We start from the raw sequence: 16,576 nt of genomic DNA on the forward strand, positions 1-16,576 counted from the left end.
GTAGCGCTACTTTCTGTGAGTGAGTGAGCGTCAATTCTTCTCCAACTGTCGTCGAACCAGTTGTTGGATCCGTCGCTTTTCCTTGTGGGAGAGCACGATGTCCAAGGAGACTCGTGCACGAGTGGTGGCGACATAGAAGGCGGCGATGCCGGCTTCATCGAAGGTCTCGGGGAGTTCACAGACGATCACGTGCTCTGCTTCCAAACCCTTGGCATACCTCGGGCTCGTTATGGTAATACCACGTTTCGACTTCTCTGGTGGAACATTCGTTGCGGCGCGAATAATCCAAATGTGTTCGGTGTTTACGCCGTCAGCGACCAGTTCCTCCGCGATGGATTCGGCCTCGGTAAAAGTGGATTCGGCGGCGGTCGTGGTCCAGCGAACGTTTTCGCCATTGACGATTCCTGGATCTCCTAGGTCTGCTCCGAGATATTCCTGGACCGTGTGAACGATTGCTCGAGTGTTGCGAACATTAAGACTCAGGTCGACCGAAGAGGCCTCCGCGGTGATGAGTTGCAAGACGTCCTGGTCGAAGTGTCCGTCGACGTGTGCTTGATTATTATGGTCGAGAAACATTCGCCAATTTCCGGCACTCCTTCCGCCGGTGATCACACCGTCGATCCGATCCATTCCTTCTGCCGTCATCAGATCTTGTGCCTCGTCGACGAATACAACGTCGTACGTTTTGGCGGAATCAAGTCGGTCGAATGAGAGCAGGTCGATGGCGCGATCAACCACGTATGGTTCGAAGAACTTCCTCAGGGCAGGCGAACGGAACGTGATCAGAACGGACCGTCCTTGGTCGGCCTCTTGCTTTGCTGCCTCTGCGAGTACCAAGGATTTTCCCGTGCCTGCCCCGCCGGATACCAGTACTCGGGGATTTCGTGCCAGTGATGCGAGAAACCTGGCCTGGTCGGCTGTGGCACGGTTCTGTTCCTCGATCACCGCGCCCCGCAGTGCATCGATAACCGGCATGCGGGCGAAGTGTCCGAACAGGCGTGTCCGCAATTCATCGATCCTTGCACGTTTTCGCCCTGCGGGAGGTTCCTGGGCGTTCGCTGCGACGGTGTCGAGCGCCCGCGTCAGCTCCGCAATGCTCATATCAGTCCGCGCCAGCCAGTGAGTCGGATGCCATTCGACCGAGTGTGGCGGGGTATCGATGTCTGGCGTCACCACAATGGCCTCTTGTGCGAACCAGCCGACCCCCTCTTTTCGGAGGATGTTGCGCAATGCGTACATTGCCGATTGTGCCTGTTCCATTGGTGACGTGGCAAGCTTGTGCCAGTCGCCCCGTCGGTCGATGCTGTACCAAACGCCGTCGTGTTTCTTGATGCCGCCACCTTTGGCTTCGACGACGATCAGGACTTTCTTCCATAATATGAGGAAGTCCGCTTCGGCTTGCTGCTTGTATGCATGTGACCGAAGTTTTACCGAATGAAAAGCTACCGCGTCGACGTCGCCTTCGACATCTCGTAGCAGACGGGCGATTCTGCGTTCCGCGTCACTGGTCGCGGTCTCTTCTATGTCAGCCAGGGTTGGTACAAGAATCATGCACGCTGCTCCTGCCAAAGGTCTTCGTACTCGCGGTACCCGAGCCACTCATTGAAGGCTCCGAAGTTGTCCGCCATATCCACGATCAGACACTCTTCCTTCCCGCCGTTTCTGGGGCCGCGGAGACCGCGACCGGCCATTTGGATATAGGCGTTCGGGCTGAAGGTGGGGCGAGCGATGTACAGGGCGCGGACACCGGGGGCGTCGAAACCCTGTGCCAGTAGATCGCAGTTTGCGAGTACGCGGATCTCATTTCGCTTGAACCGCTCGATGCTGTCGCGACGTTCTTGCCTTCCCGTCTGGCCGCTGACCGCTGCCGCTTCGACATCGCGATACCGCAGCGTTGCGGCGAGCACCTGAGCTGACAGGACGTTCGGTGTGAACACCAGCACTGGCCAGCTGTTGTCCAGGCCCATGATGTGGTCGACGAGGATTGACATGCGGGCCTGATCTGCGCCGACGCGATCCATCACCCGTGCGGGAACTCGGCGCTGCTGTTCGGCTTCGGCCTTCTCGTCCGGATCGAGGGTGACTTCGATGCCCGGGAGCACTTCGTGTTGTACCTTTGCCAGCACTCCGAGCTCGGCGAGCGGACGGTAGGCGTCGAGTGTGTCGAAGACGTCCAGCTTCCGATTGCCGAACCGGCTGGCGAGCGCGGCTGTTGCTGATGCCGACGTGCCCTTGAATGGGGTTGCGGTCAACCCGACGAGAGGTCGCTCCCAGCCGCGGCCCGCGACCCCCAACCAGTTCAAGATCCGCGTGTACCGCTCGGAACCACCGGCGCGGTGTCCTTCGTCGACGATCACTGCTGTCGAACTGGCCAGCCAGCTGTACTCGGGGTTCTCGAGGAGGGTGTCGAGCTTGGCGTCGGTTGCGACGACAACGGAGAAATCCGTGTCCGGTTCGTGGACGATGTTGTTCTCCCACAAGCGGCCGATCGTCAGGGAGCGCTCGTCGCCGAGGCCACGCCAAACAGTGCTCCAGGTTTGCACGGCCTGCTCGCAGAGTTCCTGAGACTGGGCGATCCACAGGACAGGTCCCCGAAGGTTCCCGTCGATGAAGAGTCGGAGCACGGTCTCGGCCGCAACTCGTGTCTTGCCTGCGCCAGTCGGCAACTCCACCATCGCCTTGAGGTGACGCCCGTTTGCCTCGCGGAGAGTGAGCACGTCCCTGAGCTGCCGGCTGATCTTCTGCTGGAACGAGTGAAGTGGATTGAGTTTCACAGCCCCGGGAATGACGAACTCGTCTTCCTGGTGTTGAGTGCGCCGCCCGGCGTATTCGCTGCCGAACCCCATCTTTCTCAGCCACGAGATGGTCGCCGCACCACCCGCCCACGTTGTCGGTACATCGACGAAACCGTCGTTCCGGAAGGGGTCTGCAAGCTGTTTGATCGAGTCGGATCCGTATACCTTGAGGACAAGGTCGGCGACCGACGTGGAGGCATTGACGAGGCCTTGTGCCTCGAGGGCTCGCCAAAGGCCTTTCGGCAACGCGTCGCGTAGATCGTCGGGACCGAAGTAGACGTCGAGTCGCTCGGCGTCGGTGGGGGCACGCTTGGCTTCTTGGCGAAGTGCCTGTAGCCGCTGATCGAGGCCGGCCTTGAGTACGCCCTCGAGTTCAGCGTTGGTGAGTCCCAGGGAAAAGGCTTCGTTCACGACACCGAGGAGGCGGCGCTCGTCCGTGTCGCTGCGTACCACCAGACTCAGCCCGTCGAGATGCCATTCGAGCGTTTGGTCTTCGACGCCGTCTTCGGTGCTCACCCGCTTGACCACGCGGAGTGCCCTCGCAACCGTCGCAGTCGTCAGCGTGTCTCCGACGGGAGTGCTTCGGAGTCCGCTGAAGATGTCGACGATACGCTCGCTCTCCTGTCGCCCTTCGATCTCCATGGAGAACGCGAAGCTGTCCTCGAACCGGCGGCAGCCCACCAAGGTCTCGAGTTCGGCTACCTGGTCGTCTGTCACCCGAAGGTACGGGCGCTGACGTGACGAGAGGAACTCCTCTTCCTCGTCCGTGGTAGCGAGATAGACCGAGTCCGGAGGTCGGGCCTCGATCGCTCGACCCACCTTCGCCGGAACTGTGGCGGGGCGGCCGTCGGCGTGGGCGATACGGCAGGCCGCGGTGATGAACTCGACGAGCACGGAGTTGTCGAGGGCAGAGGGGAAGAGCTTGGCCGAAAGCGCCTCGCGGAGTACGGAGGCTGGCACAGCGTCCAATTCGTCCGGGAGGCTCAGGGCCTCAGCGACCTGGCCGGGCCCTCGGAACAACGGCAGAAGGTTCTTGTACTTGAGCATCGACGGAGCGACGATCTCGCCAGGCGGGCGGTAGCCTCGATCGGATTCCAGGAGTCCGGCACGGTCCACTGCCCAACGAACGGGTGACTGCACGCTGTAGGACGTTCCGGTGTCCAAGTCTTCGCACGTCCACTCCGAGTCGCCGGTTCGAAGCAAGCCGGCGGTCCAGTTCGCGCGTAGTCGCTCGCTTGCTTCGGCGTCCCGAAGGAGGAACAGCATCGAGAATGGCCCGGGACCCTTGCCCGGGTAGAGGTCCACATGTTCAATCGCGCGTTCTCCCGGGCCCCGTCGGGAGTCGAGAGTAGCCAGAACCCATTCGCGATACTGCGGGAGAAGGGGTTCGTCCTCCGCTGAATAACTGCCGACAGGGCTGTGCACCACGCCGATCCGGTGCGCCACCTCAGGCATGCATCGTCGGCGGTCCAGCATCTTGGCCGCGAGGTGGTCACCCAGCGGCTCGGCGAGGTCGAAGACTTGCGTAGGCCATGCCCACCCACCGTCTTGTGTCGGCACCTTGACCGTGGAATTGTGGTCAGTCAGTGCTTTCACTGCCACGTGCACGGAGACTTCGAGGACTGCTTCCCAGAGCTTCTCCAGTTGATCATCATTCGGTACTGGCGAAAGCTTCGCGAGTCTGGCGTTGAGGATCGCTAGTGGGTCCAAGTCGCGGAAGCCGAACTCCCGTAAAACTTTATCGACGTTCGGCTGTGCAAGAAAATCGGGCTCGACGAAAATTGCGTGCTCGATCTCGACGTCATCTTCCTGGTTTAGAAAGATGATCTTCCTGTCGTGAAGGGATCGCATTCCGTCAGTCGTCGGAATGACTTTGGCTCGAAGAATGTCAGGAAGGTTGCGATGAGTCTGGATAAACTTCAGTGCGTCTGCGGAGGACGGGGGATGGTTTCCTTCGGACCACTCCCTGAGCCAGGAGAGAAGCCCGCGTTTGGGAACGGATTCCAGGGCGCGCTTGCCATCTCGGTCATTGTCGAGAAGATCTTTGGATGCCGTGGCTGCGAATAGTTGGCGAAGGCGGGTTATTCGCTGCTGAGATGTGTAGCAGCGCCAGTGTGGAGCATCGATTCCGGTGTTCGGGGAAGTGCTCCAGATGCGGTGGTCGCCAGAATCGACATTCTGGATCATGAAGTCCAGTGGGCGTAGTTCAGTGGCGCGCGTCAATGTGCCTTTCGCGTCGGGTACCAGGTCGAAATCCGTCGATATCCGGGGCACATGCGCACAGAGCAACTCGTCGCCGAAGGACAGAGGTTCTCGTCCTCGTGCGGGCATGTAGTCGAGGTGTGCTGCTGGATCGTCGCTGGTGCTCACCTTTGGCAACAAGCGTACGAACATCTCTGAGAGACTCTTGAGTATCTCGCGGTTGTAGTCGTTCTTGAGTAGTGTGGTCCGATCGTCGTTCACGCTCCAGGGAGCGTTGAACAATGCCGATGCCGAGGTCTGGTCCTGCAGGGGAAAGTACGACCAGAACTGCCCGATTTTCTGCTTTGCCTGGCGTTTCGGAACCGCGACGGTGATCTTGACCTCGTTGCGCGAGACGGCTTCGCCGACCTGTCGTCGCGCCTCGGTCGACGGAGCGTGCATCCGATTGCTGACGAGCCATTCGTCGCCGCTGCCGTCGGGACGCTCGATCTTGAGTGTCCCATCGCCGAAATCGCGAGATACGTGGGTCGTCTCGAACCGGTCGTTGCCGAGAACTCTGAGTCTGATTTCACGGACGTCGCCGACGAACAGCAGGAACTCTGAGGGGAACTGAATGATCTCACTGCGGAGCCGCGCGAGGCCCATCGCGCGGGGGAGCTTGACGATGGTGGTCGCCCACTCGGCAAGTTCGGCGAGGATGGGATCCTCGTCAAAGGCGGTCATGGCATCGATGACTGTTGCGGTGCGTAGTATCGGAAGACGCTTCGCGGTTGGCTTAATTTGATCTATGGCAGTGCGTGCGATGGGTGAGTTGAACTCGAACGAGACTGACCGGCTGAAAACCTGGGGGGCAGCTGAAACTGCCAGCACGGATTTGAAGCCGAGTCCGAAGCGTCCGATCTCGTCGCCGCGTTTGTCGCTGAGATGCGCGTGCATGATCGTCGTGAGTCCGGTCCGCGAGAACGGGCGCCCGGTATTGGCACAGTAGAGCGTTTGGCTCTCGGTGTCGAGCACGATTTCGACTCGGCCCACGCTGATCTCTTCATGCTCGGTGCCGGACATGGCGTCGGCGCCGTTCTGAACAAGTTCGAGCAGTGTTCGGTTCGAATACCCGCCGACGCGGATCGATTCCTCGTGGTTCGCGTGCTCTGAGATGAGGTGCTGGTTCGTCTTGTAAACGGCGACTGCGACGTCGAATTGGTCCTCGACGTCTCGAACCAAGCGGTCGTCCGGAGTCCAGGACGGCAGGTTCATCACCACTGGCACCTGCTCCCGTGGCTAGACCACATGTCTCGGATGCAGCTCGAGATTGCCAGATCCATCCGGTCCTGCGGTCGCGGCGCCTCGTCCAACTGCAGGCAGGCGCTCGCTCGTCGGAGGCATGCTTCGGAGCCTGCTTCTCCGACTCTCATCCGATCTTGCAACACAACTCCATGGTCGACATTCGTGCGAGTACGCGGGAGTGTTCTTCTCTATCACGTGAAACGCGTGCTGTGTGTGATTCTTGACGAAATGGGCTGATGGAGTGAACATTCGTCGCGACAGGTCGCCCGGAGTCGTCGGGAAGGAGGAAGGTCTCTGTGAGGTACCGCATGAGAGCAGAGTGACGGTGTTCCTCTGTTCCAGCGCTACCGACGGTCAGCTGCTATCTCGGTCGACGTTGCCCGGCCCCGCTCTCCTTCATCTGTGGTACGACGTGCTCGATGCACTTCGTGATCAAACACGTCGTCGAAGTGTCGGTCTTTGTTACTCGCGTGGTCACGAACATGTCACGCCCGAGAAAGCAGCAGGTAGAGCCCCTGGTCGGCGTGTCGAGTTCGGCAGGAGGCAGTTCCGCCGAGTCTGCCTTATAGACTCCTGTCCCATGACCGACGGACAGCCGCTCTCCCCTCTGCCTGGGCAGGTCGAGATGGTGGACCTCTTCGCCGGTCCGGGTGGACTCGACGTCGCCGCCCACTGGCTTGGTGTGTCCGTCGCCGGGATCGAATGGGATGAAGACGCTTGCCGTACCCGCATGAATGCCGGTCTGCAGACCAAACATGGTGACGTCCGCTTTTCCAAGCCTGCCGACTACCCCGAGGCTCGCATCCTGAGCGGAGGTCCGCCGTGTCAGACATTCACAGTCGCGGGACATGGCGCAGGCAGGCGAGCCTTGGACAAGGTGCTCTCGTTCGTCGATGTCATCGCTCCCGGTGATGAGGTCGGTGCAGGCGAGCAAAAGCCTGGCAGCGCGGAGATCGTCGAGGAACTGGCGCTACTCGATGACGAGCGCACTGGTTTGGTCCTGGAGCCTCTGCGATGGGCTGTCGATGCCGGCGTTCCGTACGACGCGATCGTCTTGGAGCAGGTTCCCGCTGTACTGCCGGTATGGGAGGCGTTTGCGGTAGCACTCGAGAAGCGCGGTTACAGTGTCGACTGTGGAATCCTCCACACCGAGGAATTCGGTGTTCCGCAGACGCGGCGTCGGGCTATTCTGATCGCCCGACGCGGTGGTGAGGCGAACCTTCCGAAACCCACTCATCGGCGGTATTATAAGGGCAAAGAACGCGGAGAAGGCGATCCCGACCTGCTGCCGTGGAAGACGATGGGGGAAGCGCTCGGCTTGTCGGAACGGTTCACCGTGGTGTCCAACTACGGCACCGGTGGCGATCCGAAGGCGCGTGGAGAGCGGCTCTCGACACAGCCCGCGTTCACCGTCACCGGCAAGGTTTCGCGCAACCGTCTGGTCGGGCGGCCCAAGGGGATGCCCGATCGCTTCACCGACTACGAGGCGGGCAAGTTGCAGACCTTCCCGCCCGACTACCCCTGGTCGGGGCGGGGCATTGCCCAGCAGATCGGGAATGCGATCCCGCCGCGGTTGGCTGCACACGTTCTCGCCGCGGCTTTGGGCAAGGAGCTCGACGTTGTTGCTCTGGACAAGTGCGTCGAGCAACGCTGGAAGGACACCCGCAACGGGGTCGATGGACTGTTGAAGGATGCAGCCAAGAGCTGAAGCTCACCGGCGTTCGCGGACCGCCTTGATGACTCGCGCTGCGGCGACGTCCACGGTTTCGTGCTCCCAAATGCGAACGGCCAGCCAGCCGGCCTCGTGAAGCCGCGTGTCAGTATCGACATCCCGTCTGCGGTTGGTTTCGATCTTGTCTCGCCAGAACTCGGCGTTGTTCTTGGGCCAAGTCGCGTGCTCGGGGCAGCCATGCCAGAAGCAGCCGTCCACGAAGACTGCGACGCGGGCCGGGCCGAACACCAGGTCAGCCTCGCGTCGTACGCCTCTGACCGGTCTGCGGTGTACCCGGTAGCGAAAGCCGGCTCGGTGCAGAGCCCTGCGCAACGCCATCTCGATCCCGGTATCCCGGGACTTCTGCTTGCTCATTCGGATGCGCACCGCGGATGTGGTCTTCAGAGGCTCCACCCGTACATTGTGGCAAGGCCACCCAGTTCTCGGCGAACCCGCGGCGAACGGGTGAATCAACCGTCGATGATTCGGCCTTCGATCACCGGGTGGTCGTCGCGCTTGTGAGGCTCGTTCACCACTTCGCTGTCCACCACCATCACCGGTCCCCGGCGCTGGTTCGCGAACCGCACAGCCCGCTTCTCCATCCGCTTCAACCACAACCGCCGGGCCACCGCGCGCGAAGGCGGCAGGATCAACAACAGACCGAGCACGTCGCTCACGAACCCCGGCACCAGGATCAGCACCCCGCCGAGCCCCACGAGCATCCCGTCGGTCAGCTCCTTCTCCGAAGGACGCCCGGCCCGGGCCGATTCGACGAACGCCCGCATCGCCTTCGCGCCCTCGCGGCGGGCGAGCCAGGAGCCGACGAAGGCGCCGGCCAGCAGGAGGCCCAGCGTGCCGAGCACGCCGACGGCCGAGCCCACCGCCCAGATCGCGGCGATCTCGGCGAAGACGTAGAGCAGGAACGCGACAGCCATATCGGGACAACGAACAACCTGTCCGTTTTGCTCCCGCGGCCGAAACCCACCGGCTAGTCTCACCCTTCGTGCCCGACTGGTTCCGCTGGCTCCTGATCGCGCTCGCGGTGCTCGGCGGCGTAGCGCTGGCCGGGCGTCGACGGCTGAAACTTCCGGCGTTTCCGCAGGTGAGAGCCGGGATCGCCGCGTCCGTGCTCGTCTGGTTGGCGATCGCGTTGATCGTCGCCAGCGGAACCGGGGGTGGGCTGCTCTGGTTCCTCGGCTGGCCGCGGCTGCCCACCACCGCCGCCTTCGACGTCACCCAGTTGCTCGACCTGCTGAAGATCGCCCTGTCCGTGGTCGCGGGGCTGGGCGGGGTGGTGCTGCTCGCCGTCAACTACCGGAAGCAGCGGGTCACCGAGAACGAGCACGCCCTCGCCGTCGAGAAGGCCGAGCGCGAGACCGTTCAAGGGTTCAACGAACGCCTGGGTGCCGCCGCCGAGCAGCTGGCCCACGACAGTCCCGCGGTGCGGTTGACCGGCGTCTACGCCCTCGCCGGGCTCGCCGACGACTGGGTGGACAAGCGCCAGGTCTGCGTCGACGTCCTCTGCGGCTACCTGCGGCTCCAGCCCGAAACCATGACGCCCGGCGAGTCCGCGGTGCGCGAGGCGATCCTCCGGATGTTCCGCGACCGGCTGTCCGGGAACCTGTGGTGGCGGCAGCCGGTCGACTTCGACTTCACCGAGGTCGTGTTCGAAAACGCCGACTTCTCCGGGCTCCGGTTCCGTGGCCGGCTGATCCTCGACCGGGCGGAGTTCACCGGGGAGCTGGCCTCGTTCGACCGCGCGCGCTTCAGCGGTGGCCTCAGCTGCCACGGCACCCGCTTCGCCGCCGAGCGCACCACCTTCGGCAGCACGACCTTCGACGGCGGCATCGAGTTCGTCGGCGCCGAGTTCGCCGGGCGGGAGCTCGGCTGGTCCGGTGCGACCGTCCGAGGGGGCGCGACCGACTTCTACCGCTGCCGGGTCGCGTGCGAACGCCTGGACTTCACGCACCTGAGCATCGAAGCCGGCGAAGTCCGCTTCGAGCAGATGCAACTGGCGGACACCGAGGTGGACTTCGAGAACCTCGACGCCGGCTGGCTCGGGTCCGAAGGCGGCTTCCCGCGGCTGGTCTTCGAAGACGTGCGGTTCGCCCGCGGCCGGTTGCGGCTCGAGCTGTGGAGCGACCGCGAGCGGATGATCTGGCTCCGGGACTGCGTGCTCGACACCGTGGCCGTCGAGATGCGCGGGCTCGACGACGCTGAACCCTGGCTGAACCTGCGGAACGTCGAACTCCGCGGGGACAGCGAAATCCCCGCGAAGTTCATCCGACGCCCTAGCTCGGAACCTCGTCCAAGTACGCCCGTGCCTGAAGCGTGAACAGCTCCGAGTACCCGGCCTTCGCCGCCATCAGCTCCTCGTGCGTGCCGTACTCCGCCACCTTCCCCCGGTCCAGCAGCAGGATCCGCTCCGCCTGCCGGACCGTCGAGAACCGGTGCGAGATGTACAACGTCGTCCGCCCCTCGGACAGCTGACGCAGCCGCGAGAACAAATCGTGCTCGGCCTGTGCGTCCAACGCCGACGTCGGCTCGTCCAGGATCAACAACGGCGCCTCCCGCTGGAACGCCCGGGCCAGCGCGATCTTCTGCCACTCGCCACCGGACAGCGAGACGCCCTGGTCGAACCACCGGCCCAGTGGGCTGTCGTAGCCGGATGGCAGGCGCTCGATGCGCTCGTCCGCGCCCGCCCGGCGGGCCGAAGCCTCGATGTGCGGCCGGTCCTCCAGCCGCGAGAGATCACCCAAGCCGATGTTCTCCGCCGCGGTTCCCTGGTACGTCACGTAGTCCTGGAACATCGCGCTGATCCGCGTGCGCAGCTCGACCGGGTCGTACTCGCGGATGTCCACGCCGTCCAGGAGGATCCGGCCGGCGGTCGGGTCGTACAACCGGCACAGGAGCTTGAACAGCGTCGACTTGCCCGCGCCGTTGCGGCCCACCACCGCCACCGTCTCGCCCGGCCGGATCTCGAAGCTGACGTCCTCCAAGGCCGGTTCCTCCGAGCCCGGGTAGGCGAACGTCACCGAGTCGAACTCGATGTGTCCGTCCACAGTGGACGGCATCGGGCGCGGCGCGGGAGGCGCCGTGATCTCCGGTTTCGTGTCCAGGAAGCGGTACAGCGTGTCCAGGTAGAGATTGTTCTCGTACATCCCCGAAAACGCCGTGAACAGCCCGGACACCGACGCCTGCACGGACGTCGCCGCCGCCGTGTACAGCGCGAGGTCGCCCAGGGTCAGCCGGCCGCCGACCGCCTCCAGTGCGATGTACAGCGCGATCGCCGAGCCCGCGAACGTGCTCAGCAGGCCCCAGGACGTCGAGCTGATGTTGCGGTTGATCGTCAGCTTGCGCTGCCGCTCGTACGACACGAGGCCGAGTCGGCGGAAGCGGTCGACGAAGTACGGGCCGAGGCCGAACAGCTTCGTCTCCTTGGCGTACGTGTCCGTCGTGACCAGCGAAGACAGGTAGTCCATCCGCCGCTTGATCGGCGACATCAGGAACGTCAGCCAGAACGCGCGCGAGCCGTACTTGGACTGCGAGATGAACGCCGGGATCGGCGCCAGCAGCGCCACCAGCGCCAGCAGCGGGCTGATCGAGACGAGCAGCGCGACCATGCTGCCGAACGTGATCAGCGTCCGGACGAGGCCCAGCGCGGAGTTCATCATCGACAGCGGGCGCGTCGGGGCTTCCTGCGCCGCCTGGCGAAGCATGTCGTAGGACGTCGAACCCTCGAAGTACGCCAGGTGCAGCTCGCTCGCGTGCGCCATCACCTGGTGGCGGATGGTCAGCGTCATGCGCTCCTGCAGCAGGGCCTGCGCGATCGACGTCATTGCGCTGCTGAGCGCCGTCGCGGCGAGCACCGCGAACTGGAACAGCGCGACGTTGACGATGTCGCCCGTGGTGCCCTTGCCCTGGATCGCCGCGACGACGGAGTCGAGCAGCAGCTTCGCGACGTACGCCGTCACCGTCGGCAGGAGGCCCGACAGCAGCGTGATCAGCGCCAGCACGATCGTCAGGGGCGGGCTCGCCTGCCACGTCAGCTTCGCGACCTTCGGCAGGCCGCGGACCGTGCCCGCCACGGACGTCTTCGCGCGTTTCAGCCGCGAGCGCAGGTCCTTGGGCTGGTCTTCCGGTTTCGGTTCCGGGATGTCGACCGGGCCCGTGAGCCCGCTCTCCGGCACGGTCGTCGCGTGCCGTCGACGGCCGCGGCGGGCCATCATGAACTCCATCCCGCCCCCACCGCCCGGGATCACTTGGCCTCCACGGCGCCGTGCAGGAAGACGTCGACCACCTGGCGCGTGGTGGCGGGGTCGTCGACCGGGGCCATCCGCCTGCCGCCGAACAGCAGCGTCAGGAACAACGCGGCCAGCTGTTCGGGGGACAGCCGTAGCCGGTCCTTCTCGGGTTCGAACAGTTCGGTGATCGCGCCGCGCATGGCGGCCATGGACTCGCTGCGGCCGCCCTTCAGCGTGCGGCGGTCCTTGAGGCGCTGCTCGGGATCGCGGTGCCGGACGCGGCCGGACGCGTGCAGGGCGCCCATCAGCGCGCCCATCCGCTCGAGGTGCGCGCCGAGCGCGTCGGCGGCCTCGACGAGCCGGTCTTCAAGGGGCTGGCCGACGGGGATCTCGGCGATCGCGTCGAGGACGTGGTCCGGCTTGAGCGCCTCCTCGGTGCAGGCGTCGAACAGCTCGTCCTTGTCCTTGAACGCGCGGAAGATGGTGCCTTCGCCGATGCCGGCGGCACGGGCGATCTGGCTGGTCGTGACGCCGGCGCCGTGCTCGATGAGGAGCGGCAGCACCGCGTGCACGATCATGGCGCGCCGGTCTTCGACGCTCATGCCCGGCGCTCTCCGCCGGGTTTCGGGTGCTGGTGTCATGGCACCAGTGTGCGGAGTGAGTACTCACTCCGTCAAATGAGTAAGAGTGAAGGCCGCCCGAAAGCGGCCTTCACCTGGGAAAACTCAGTACGTCATCGCCATCGCCGGGTCGGCCAGCAGCGCGCCGACGTCGGCCAGGAACTCCGAGCCCTGCTGGCCGTCGACCACGCGGTGGTCGAAGCTCAGCGACAGCTGGAGCACCTTGCGGACCTTGATCTCGCCGTCCACCACCCACGGCTGGTCCTTGATCGCGCCGAGGCACAGGATCGCGGACTCGCCCGGGTTGATGATCGGCGTGCCGGTGTCGACGCCGAACACACCAACGTTGGTGATCGTGATCGTGCCGTTCGCCATGTCCGCCGGCGACGTCTTGCCCTCGCGGGCGACCTCGGTCAACGTCGTGAGCGCCTGCGCCAGCTCCTTGAGCGACAGCGAGTCGGCGTCCCGGACCTTCGGCACGATCAGGCCGCGCGGCGTGGCGGCCGCGACGCCCAGGTGCACGTAGTCCTTGTAGACGATCTCCTGCGCCGCCTCGTCCCAGACCGCGTTGATGTCCGGGGTGCGCTTCGCCGCCAGGCACACGGCCTTCGCGGCGAACGTCAGCGGTGTGACCTTGACCCCGGCGAACTCCCGCGACTTCTTCAGCTTCTCGCGGAACTCCATCATCGGCGTGACGTCGATGGTCAGGAACTCCGTGACGTGCGGAGCGGTGTACGCGCTCTGCACCATCGCCGCCGCGGTCATCTTGCGGACGCCCTTGACCGGCACGCGCCGCTCGCGGGTGGCCGGGTCGTAGCCGGTGTCCACAGTGGACGCCACCGGGGCGGCCGCCGAGCCGTTGGCCGCGCGCTGGACGTCCTCGCGGGTGATCACGCCGCCGGACGCGGTGCCGGTCAGCGCGTGCAGGTCGACGCCGAGGTCCTTCGCCAGCTTCCGCACCGGGGGCTTCGCGAGCGGGACGTACCCGCCGCGCGGAGCGGCCGGAGCCACGGGAGCGGGTGCCGGCGGAGCCGCGACGGCGACCGGGGCGGCAGCCGGAGCGGGAGCTGCGCCCTTGCGGGCCCGCCGCTGCGTGACCACGGCCTTGGAGCCGTAGCCGACCAGCGGCTTCATCTCCTCTTCCTCGACCGGAGCCGCCCCGGCGGCCGCCGGGGCGGGGGCGGCGGCGCCACCGGGGTCGACGTCGATGGTGAGGATCGGCGTGCCGACCTCCACCGTCTGGCCCGGCTCGACGTGCAGCTGGGTGACGACGCCGGCCCACGGGATCGGCAGTTCCACGGCGGCCTTCGCGGTCTCGATCTCGACCACGATCTGGTTGACGGTCACCGTGTCGCCCGGCTTCACGTGCCAGTTCAGGATGTCGGCTTCGGTCAGCCCCTCGGCGGTGTCCGCCAAGGGGAACTCTTTGTACGTAGGCATTGCGCGGAGGTCCCCCTTACCAGGCGAGCGAGCGGTCGACGGCGTGCAGCACCCGGTCCAGGTCGGGGAGGTAGTGCTCCTCGAGCTTGGCCGGCGGGTACGGCGTGTCGAACCCGGTCACCCGGAGGACCGGCGCTTCCAGCGAGTAGAAGCACTCCTGCTGGACGCGCGCCGCGATCTCCGAGGTCAGCGACGACTCGGACGGCGCTTCCGACAGCGCGATCAGCCGTCCGGTCTTGCGCACCGACTCGAACACCGGGCCGAGGTCCAGCGGCGAGAGCGTGCGCAGGTCGATGACCTCGAGCGAGTGGCCTTCGTCCTCCGCCGCGGCGGCCGCGTCGAGGGCGACCTTCACCGAAGGGCCGTACGCGACGACCGTCGCGGTCGTGCCTTCGCGCACCACCTGCGAGGTGAACGCCGGGACCGGCGTGCCCGCGGTGTCGATCTCCGCGCGCAGCGCACCCGAGTGGTACAGCCGCTTGGGCTCGAAGAACAGGATCGGGTCGTCCGACTTGATCGCCTGCTGGATGCCCCAGTAGGCGTCGACGGCGTTCGAAATGGACACGACCTTGAGGCCCGGGATGTGCGCGAACAGCGACTCCGGCGACTCCGAGTGGTGCTCGACCGCGCCGATCCCGCCGCCGAAGGGCACCCGGATCACGACGGGCATCTTGACCTTGCCCTGCGTCCGGTAGTGCAGCTTCGCCAGCTGTGAGGAGATCTGGTCGAAGCCGGGGAAGATGAAGCCCTCGAACTGGATCTCGCACACCGGCCGGAACCCGCGCACGGCCAGGCCGACCGCGGTGCCGATGATGCCGGACTCCGCGAGCGGCGTGTCCAGCACGCGCTGCTCGCCGAAGTCCTTCTGCAGGCCGTCGGTGATCCGGAAGACGCCGCCGAGCTTGCCGACGTCCTCGCCCATGATCAGGACCTTGGGGTCTTCTTCCATCGCGCGGCGCAGGCCGAGGTTGAGCGCCTTGCCGATGGTGAGTTTCTGGAGGTCGGTCATCAGTGCTCACCCGCCGAGGCGAAACCGTCGAGGTAGGACAGGAACTCTTCGCGCTGCGCCTCCAGCACCGGGTTGCCCTCGGCGTAGACGTTGCTGAAGATCCGGTCCGGCGGCGGTTCCGGCATGTTGAACGTGTAGTCGCGCAGGTCGGCCGCGAACGCGTCGGCTTCGGCCTGGACCTCGTCGAAGAACGCCTGGTCGGCGCCGCCACCGCGGGCGAGGAACGCCCGGACGCGCTCGATCGGGTCCTTCAGCTTCCACTCCTCCAGCTCGTCGGAGAGCCGGTAGCGGGTCGGGTCGTCGGTCGTGGTGTGCGCGTCCATGCGGTAGGTGAACGCCTCGATCAGCACCGGGCCGTTGCCGTGGCGGCACTCGTCGAGCGCCCAGCGCGACACCGCGAGGCAGGCCAGGACGTCGTTGCCGTCGACGCGGATGCCGGGGAAGCCGTAGCCGCGGGCGCGCTGGTACAGCGGCAGGCGCGACTGGCGCTCGGTCGGCTCGGAGATCGCCCACTGGTTGTTCTGGCAGAAGAACACCAGCGGCGCGTCGTAGACCGCGGCCCAGACGAATCCTTCGTGGACGTCGCCCTGCGAGGTCGCGCCGTCTCCGAAGTAGACGATCGTCGCTTCGCCGTCGTCGTCGCCGACCTTGCCCTCGAACTTCTGGCCCATCGCGTAACCGGCGGCGTTGAGCACCTGGTTGCCGATCACGATCGTGTAAGGGTGGAAGCCGTGGCGCTGGTAGTCCCAGCCACTGTGGTCGGTGCACCGGAAGATGCCGAGCAGGTCCTTCATGTCGACCCCGCGCGCGAACGCGACGCCGTGCTCGCGGTAGCTGGGGAAGGCCATGTCGTTCGCCCGCAGGGCGCGGCCGGAGCCGATCTGCGCGGCTTCCTGGCCGAGCAGCGGGACCCAGATGCCGAGCTGGCCCTGGCGCTGCATGGCGTTGGCCTCGCGGTCGGCCCGCCGCACCAGCACCATGTCGCGGTACAGGCCGCGCAGGGCTTCGGCGTCGATGTCGTCGACGTACTTGTCGAACTGGGGCGAGGGCACCCGTTCGCCTTCGGGGGTGAGCAGCTGAGTCAGCTCAGCGCCACCTTCGCTGGTTGCTCGCAATCCGGCGATTACCTGCTCCGGGGAGGGCTGGGCCGCCACGGCGGCGGGCCCGTCCCCGGGTTCCGGGTGCGTCCACTGTTCGGACGGCATGCGCAGTACTCCTCGTGTCGGTGCCTCTGGCGGCCGCTTGTGGCGACCACAGCGACTGCACCGGCG

At 65.3% G+C, this 16,576-nt stretch carries 11 protein-coding genes; 2 read left to right on the forward strand and 9 right to left on the reverse strand.

Annotated features, from left to right (window positions below; all coding sequences use genetic code 11):
- Positions 1 to 30 precede the first annotated feature (30 nt).
- Positions 31 to 1,551, reverse strand: coding sequence for a nuclease-related domain-containing DEAD/DEAH box helicase (locus H4696_RS34505; RefSeq protein WP_086856896.1), 1,521 nt, complete (start codon positions 1,549 to 1,551; stop codon positions 31 to 33).
- On the reverse strand, positions 1,548 to 6,251 hold the full coding sequence (locus H4696_RS34510; RefSeq protein WP_086856904.1) for a DEAD/DEAH box helicase: 4,704 nt from the start codon (positions 6,249 to 6,251) through the stop codon (positions 1,548 to 1,550). The genes H4696_RS34505 and H4696_RS34510 overlap by 4 nt, the downstream gene beginning before the upstream one ends.
- A 610-nt stretch (positions 6,252 to 6,861) precedes the next feature.
- Between H4696_RS34510 and H4696_RS34515 the strand changes: the two genes are divergently transcribed.
- Entirely contained in the window at positions 6,862 to 7,989 is a 1,128-nt protein-coding gene (locus H4696_RS34515; RefSeq protein WP_086856895.1) for a DNA cytosine methyltransferase, read from the forward strand.
- Between the two features lie 3 nt (positions 7,990 to 7,992).
- Here H4696_RS34515 and H4696_RS34520 read toward each other — a convergent pair whose 3' ends face one another.
- Complete coding sequence (locus tag H4696_RS34520; RefSeq protein ID WP_192783102.1) at positions 7,993 to 8,367, reverse strand: very short patch repair endonuclease; 375 nt, start codon at positions 8,365 to 8,367, stop codon at positions 7,993 to 7,995.
- Positions 8,368 to 8,462: 95 nt separating this feature from the next.
- Positions 8,463 to 8,927, reverse strand: a complete 465-nt coding sequence (locus tag H4696_RS34525; RefSeq protein ID WP_086856893.1) for an FxsA family protein — start codon at positions 8,925 to 8,927, stop codon at positions 8,463 to 8,465.
- A gap of 68 nt (positions 8,928 to 8,995) precedes the next feature.
- Here H4696_RS34525 and H4696_RS34530 point away from each other — a divergent pair, with 68 nt between their 5' ends.
- Entirely contained in the window at positions 8,996 to 10,327 is a 1,332-nt protein-coding gene (locus tag H4696_RS34530) for a pentapeptide repeat-containing protein (protein WP_086856892.1), read from the forward strand.
- Here the strand turns inward: H4696_RS34530 and H4696_RS34535 are convergent.
- The 5 genes from H4696_RS34535 to pdhA all read right to left on the reverse strand — a co-directional run bounded on the left by H4696_RS34535 (position 10,284) and on the right by pdhA (position 16,510).
- A complete protein-coding gene (locus H4696_RS34535; RefSeq protein ID WP_086856891.1) occupies positions 10,284 to 12,230 on the reverse strand; it encodes an ABC transporter ATP-binding protein in 1,947 nt (648 codons plus the stop codon). The two genes, H4696_RS34530 and H4696_RS34535, sit on opposite strands and share 44 nt — an antisense overlap.
- Positions 12,231 to 12,250: 20 nt before the next feature.
- The gene (locus tag H4696_RS34540; protein ID WP_086856890.1) at positions 12,251 to 12,838 is read right to left on the reverse strand and encodes a TetR/AcrR family transcriptional regulator; all 588 of its coding nucleotides are present in this window, start codon (positions 12,836 to 12,838) and stop codon (positions 12,251 to 12,253) included.
- 123 nt (positions 12,839 to 12,961) lie between these two features.
- Entirely contained in the window at positions 12,962 to 14,296 is a 1,335-nt protein-coding gene (locus H4696_RS34545; protein WP_086856889.1) for a dihydrolipoamide acetyltransferase family protein, read from the reverse strand.
- 16 nt (positions 14,297 to 14,312) lie between these two features.
- Complete coding sequence (locus H4696_RS34550) at positions 14,313 to 15,305, reverse strand: alpha-ketoacid dehydrogenase subunit beta (RefSeq protein ID WP_086856888.1); 993 nt, start codon at positions 15,303 to 15,305, stop codon at positions 14,313 to 14,315.
- Complete coding sequence (pdhA, locus tag H4696_RS34555) at positions 15,305 to 16,510, reverse strand: pyruvate dehydrogenase (acetyl-transferring) E1 component subunit alpha (RefSeq protein ID WP_086856887.1); 1,206 nt, start codon at positions 16,508 to 16,510, stop codon at positions 15,305 to 15,307. Before pdhA ends, H4696_RS34550 begins: the two co-directional genes overlap by 1 nt.
- Positions 16,511 to 16,576 lie beyond the last annotated feature (66 nt).

The sequence above is a fragment of the Amycolatopsis lexingtonensis genome, assembly GCF_014873755.1.
Taxonomy (GTDB): domain Bacteria; phylum Actinomycetota; class Actinomycetes; order Mycobacteriales; family Pseudonocardiaceae; genus Amycolatopsis; species Amycolatopsis lexingtonensis.

Bases quoted from the DNA above. Each gene is read 5' to 3' on its own strand.
- H4696_RS34505 (WP_086856896.1), bottom strand. From the start codon at position 1,551: ATGATTCTTGTACCAACCCTGGCTGACATAGAAGAGACCGCGACCAGT.
- H4696_RS34510 (WP_086856904.1), bottom strand. From the start codon at position 6,251: ATGAACCTGCCGTCCTGGACTCCGGACGACCGCTTGGTTCGAGACGTC.
- H4696_RS34515 (WP_086856895.1), top strand. From the start codon at position 6,862: ATGACCGACGGACAGCCGCTCTCCCCTCTGCCTGGGCAGGTCGAGATG.
- H4696_RS34520 (WP_192783102.1), bottom strand. From the start codon at position 8,367: ATGAGCAAGCAGAAGTCCCGGGATACCGGGATCGAGATGGCGTTGCGC.
- H4696_RS34525 (WP_086856893.1), bottom strand. From the start codon at position 8,927: ATGGCTGTCGCGTTCCTGCTCTACGTCTTCGCCGAGATCGCCGCGATC.
- H4696_RS34535 (WP_086856891.1), bottom strand. From the start codon at position 12,230: ATGGAGTTCATGATGGCCCGCCGCGGCCGTCGACGGCACGCGACGACC.
- H4696_RS34540 (WP_086856890.1), bottom strand. From the start codon at position 12,838: ATGAGCGTCGAAGACCGGCGCGCCATGATCGTGCACGCGGTGCTGCCG.
- H4696_RS34545 (WP_086856889.1), bottom strand. From the start codon at position 14,296: ATGCCTACGTACAAAGAGTTCCCCTTGGCGGACACCGCCGAGGGGCTG.
- H4696_RS34550 (WP_086856888.1), bottom strand. From the start codon at position 15,305: ATGACCGACCTCCAGAAACTCACCATCGGCAAGGCGCTCAACCTCGGC.
- pdhA (WP_086856887.1), bottom strand. From the start codon at position 16,510: ATGCCGTCCGAACAGTGGACGCACCCGGAACCCGGGGACGGGCCCGCC.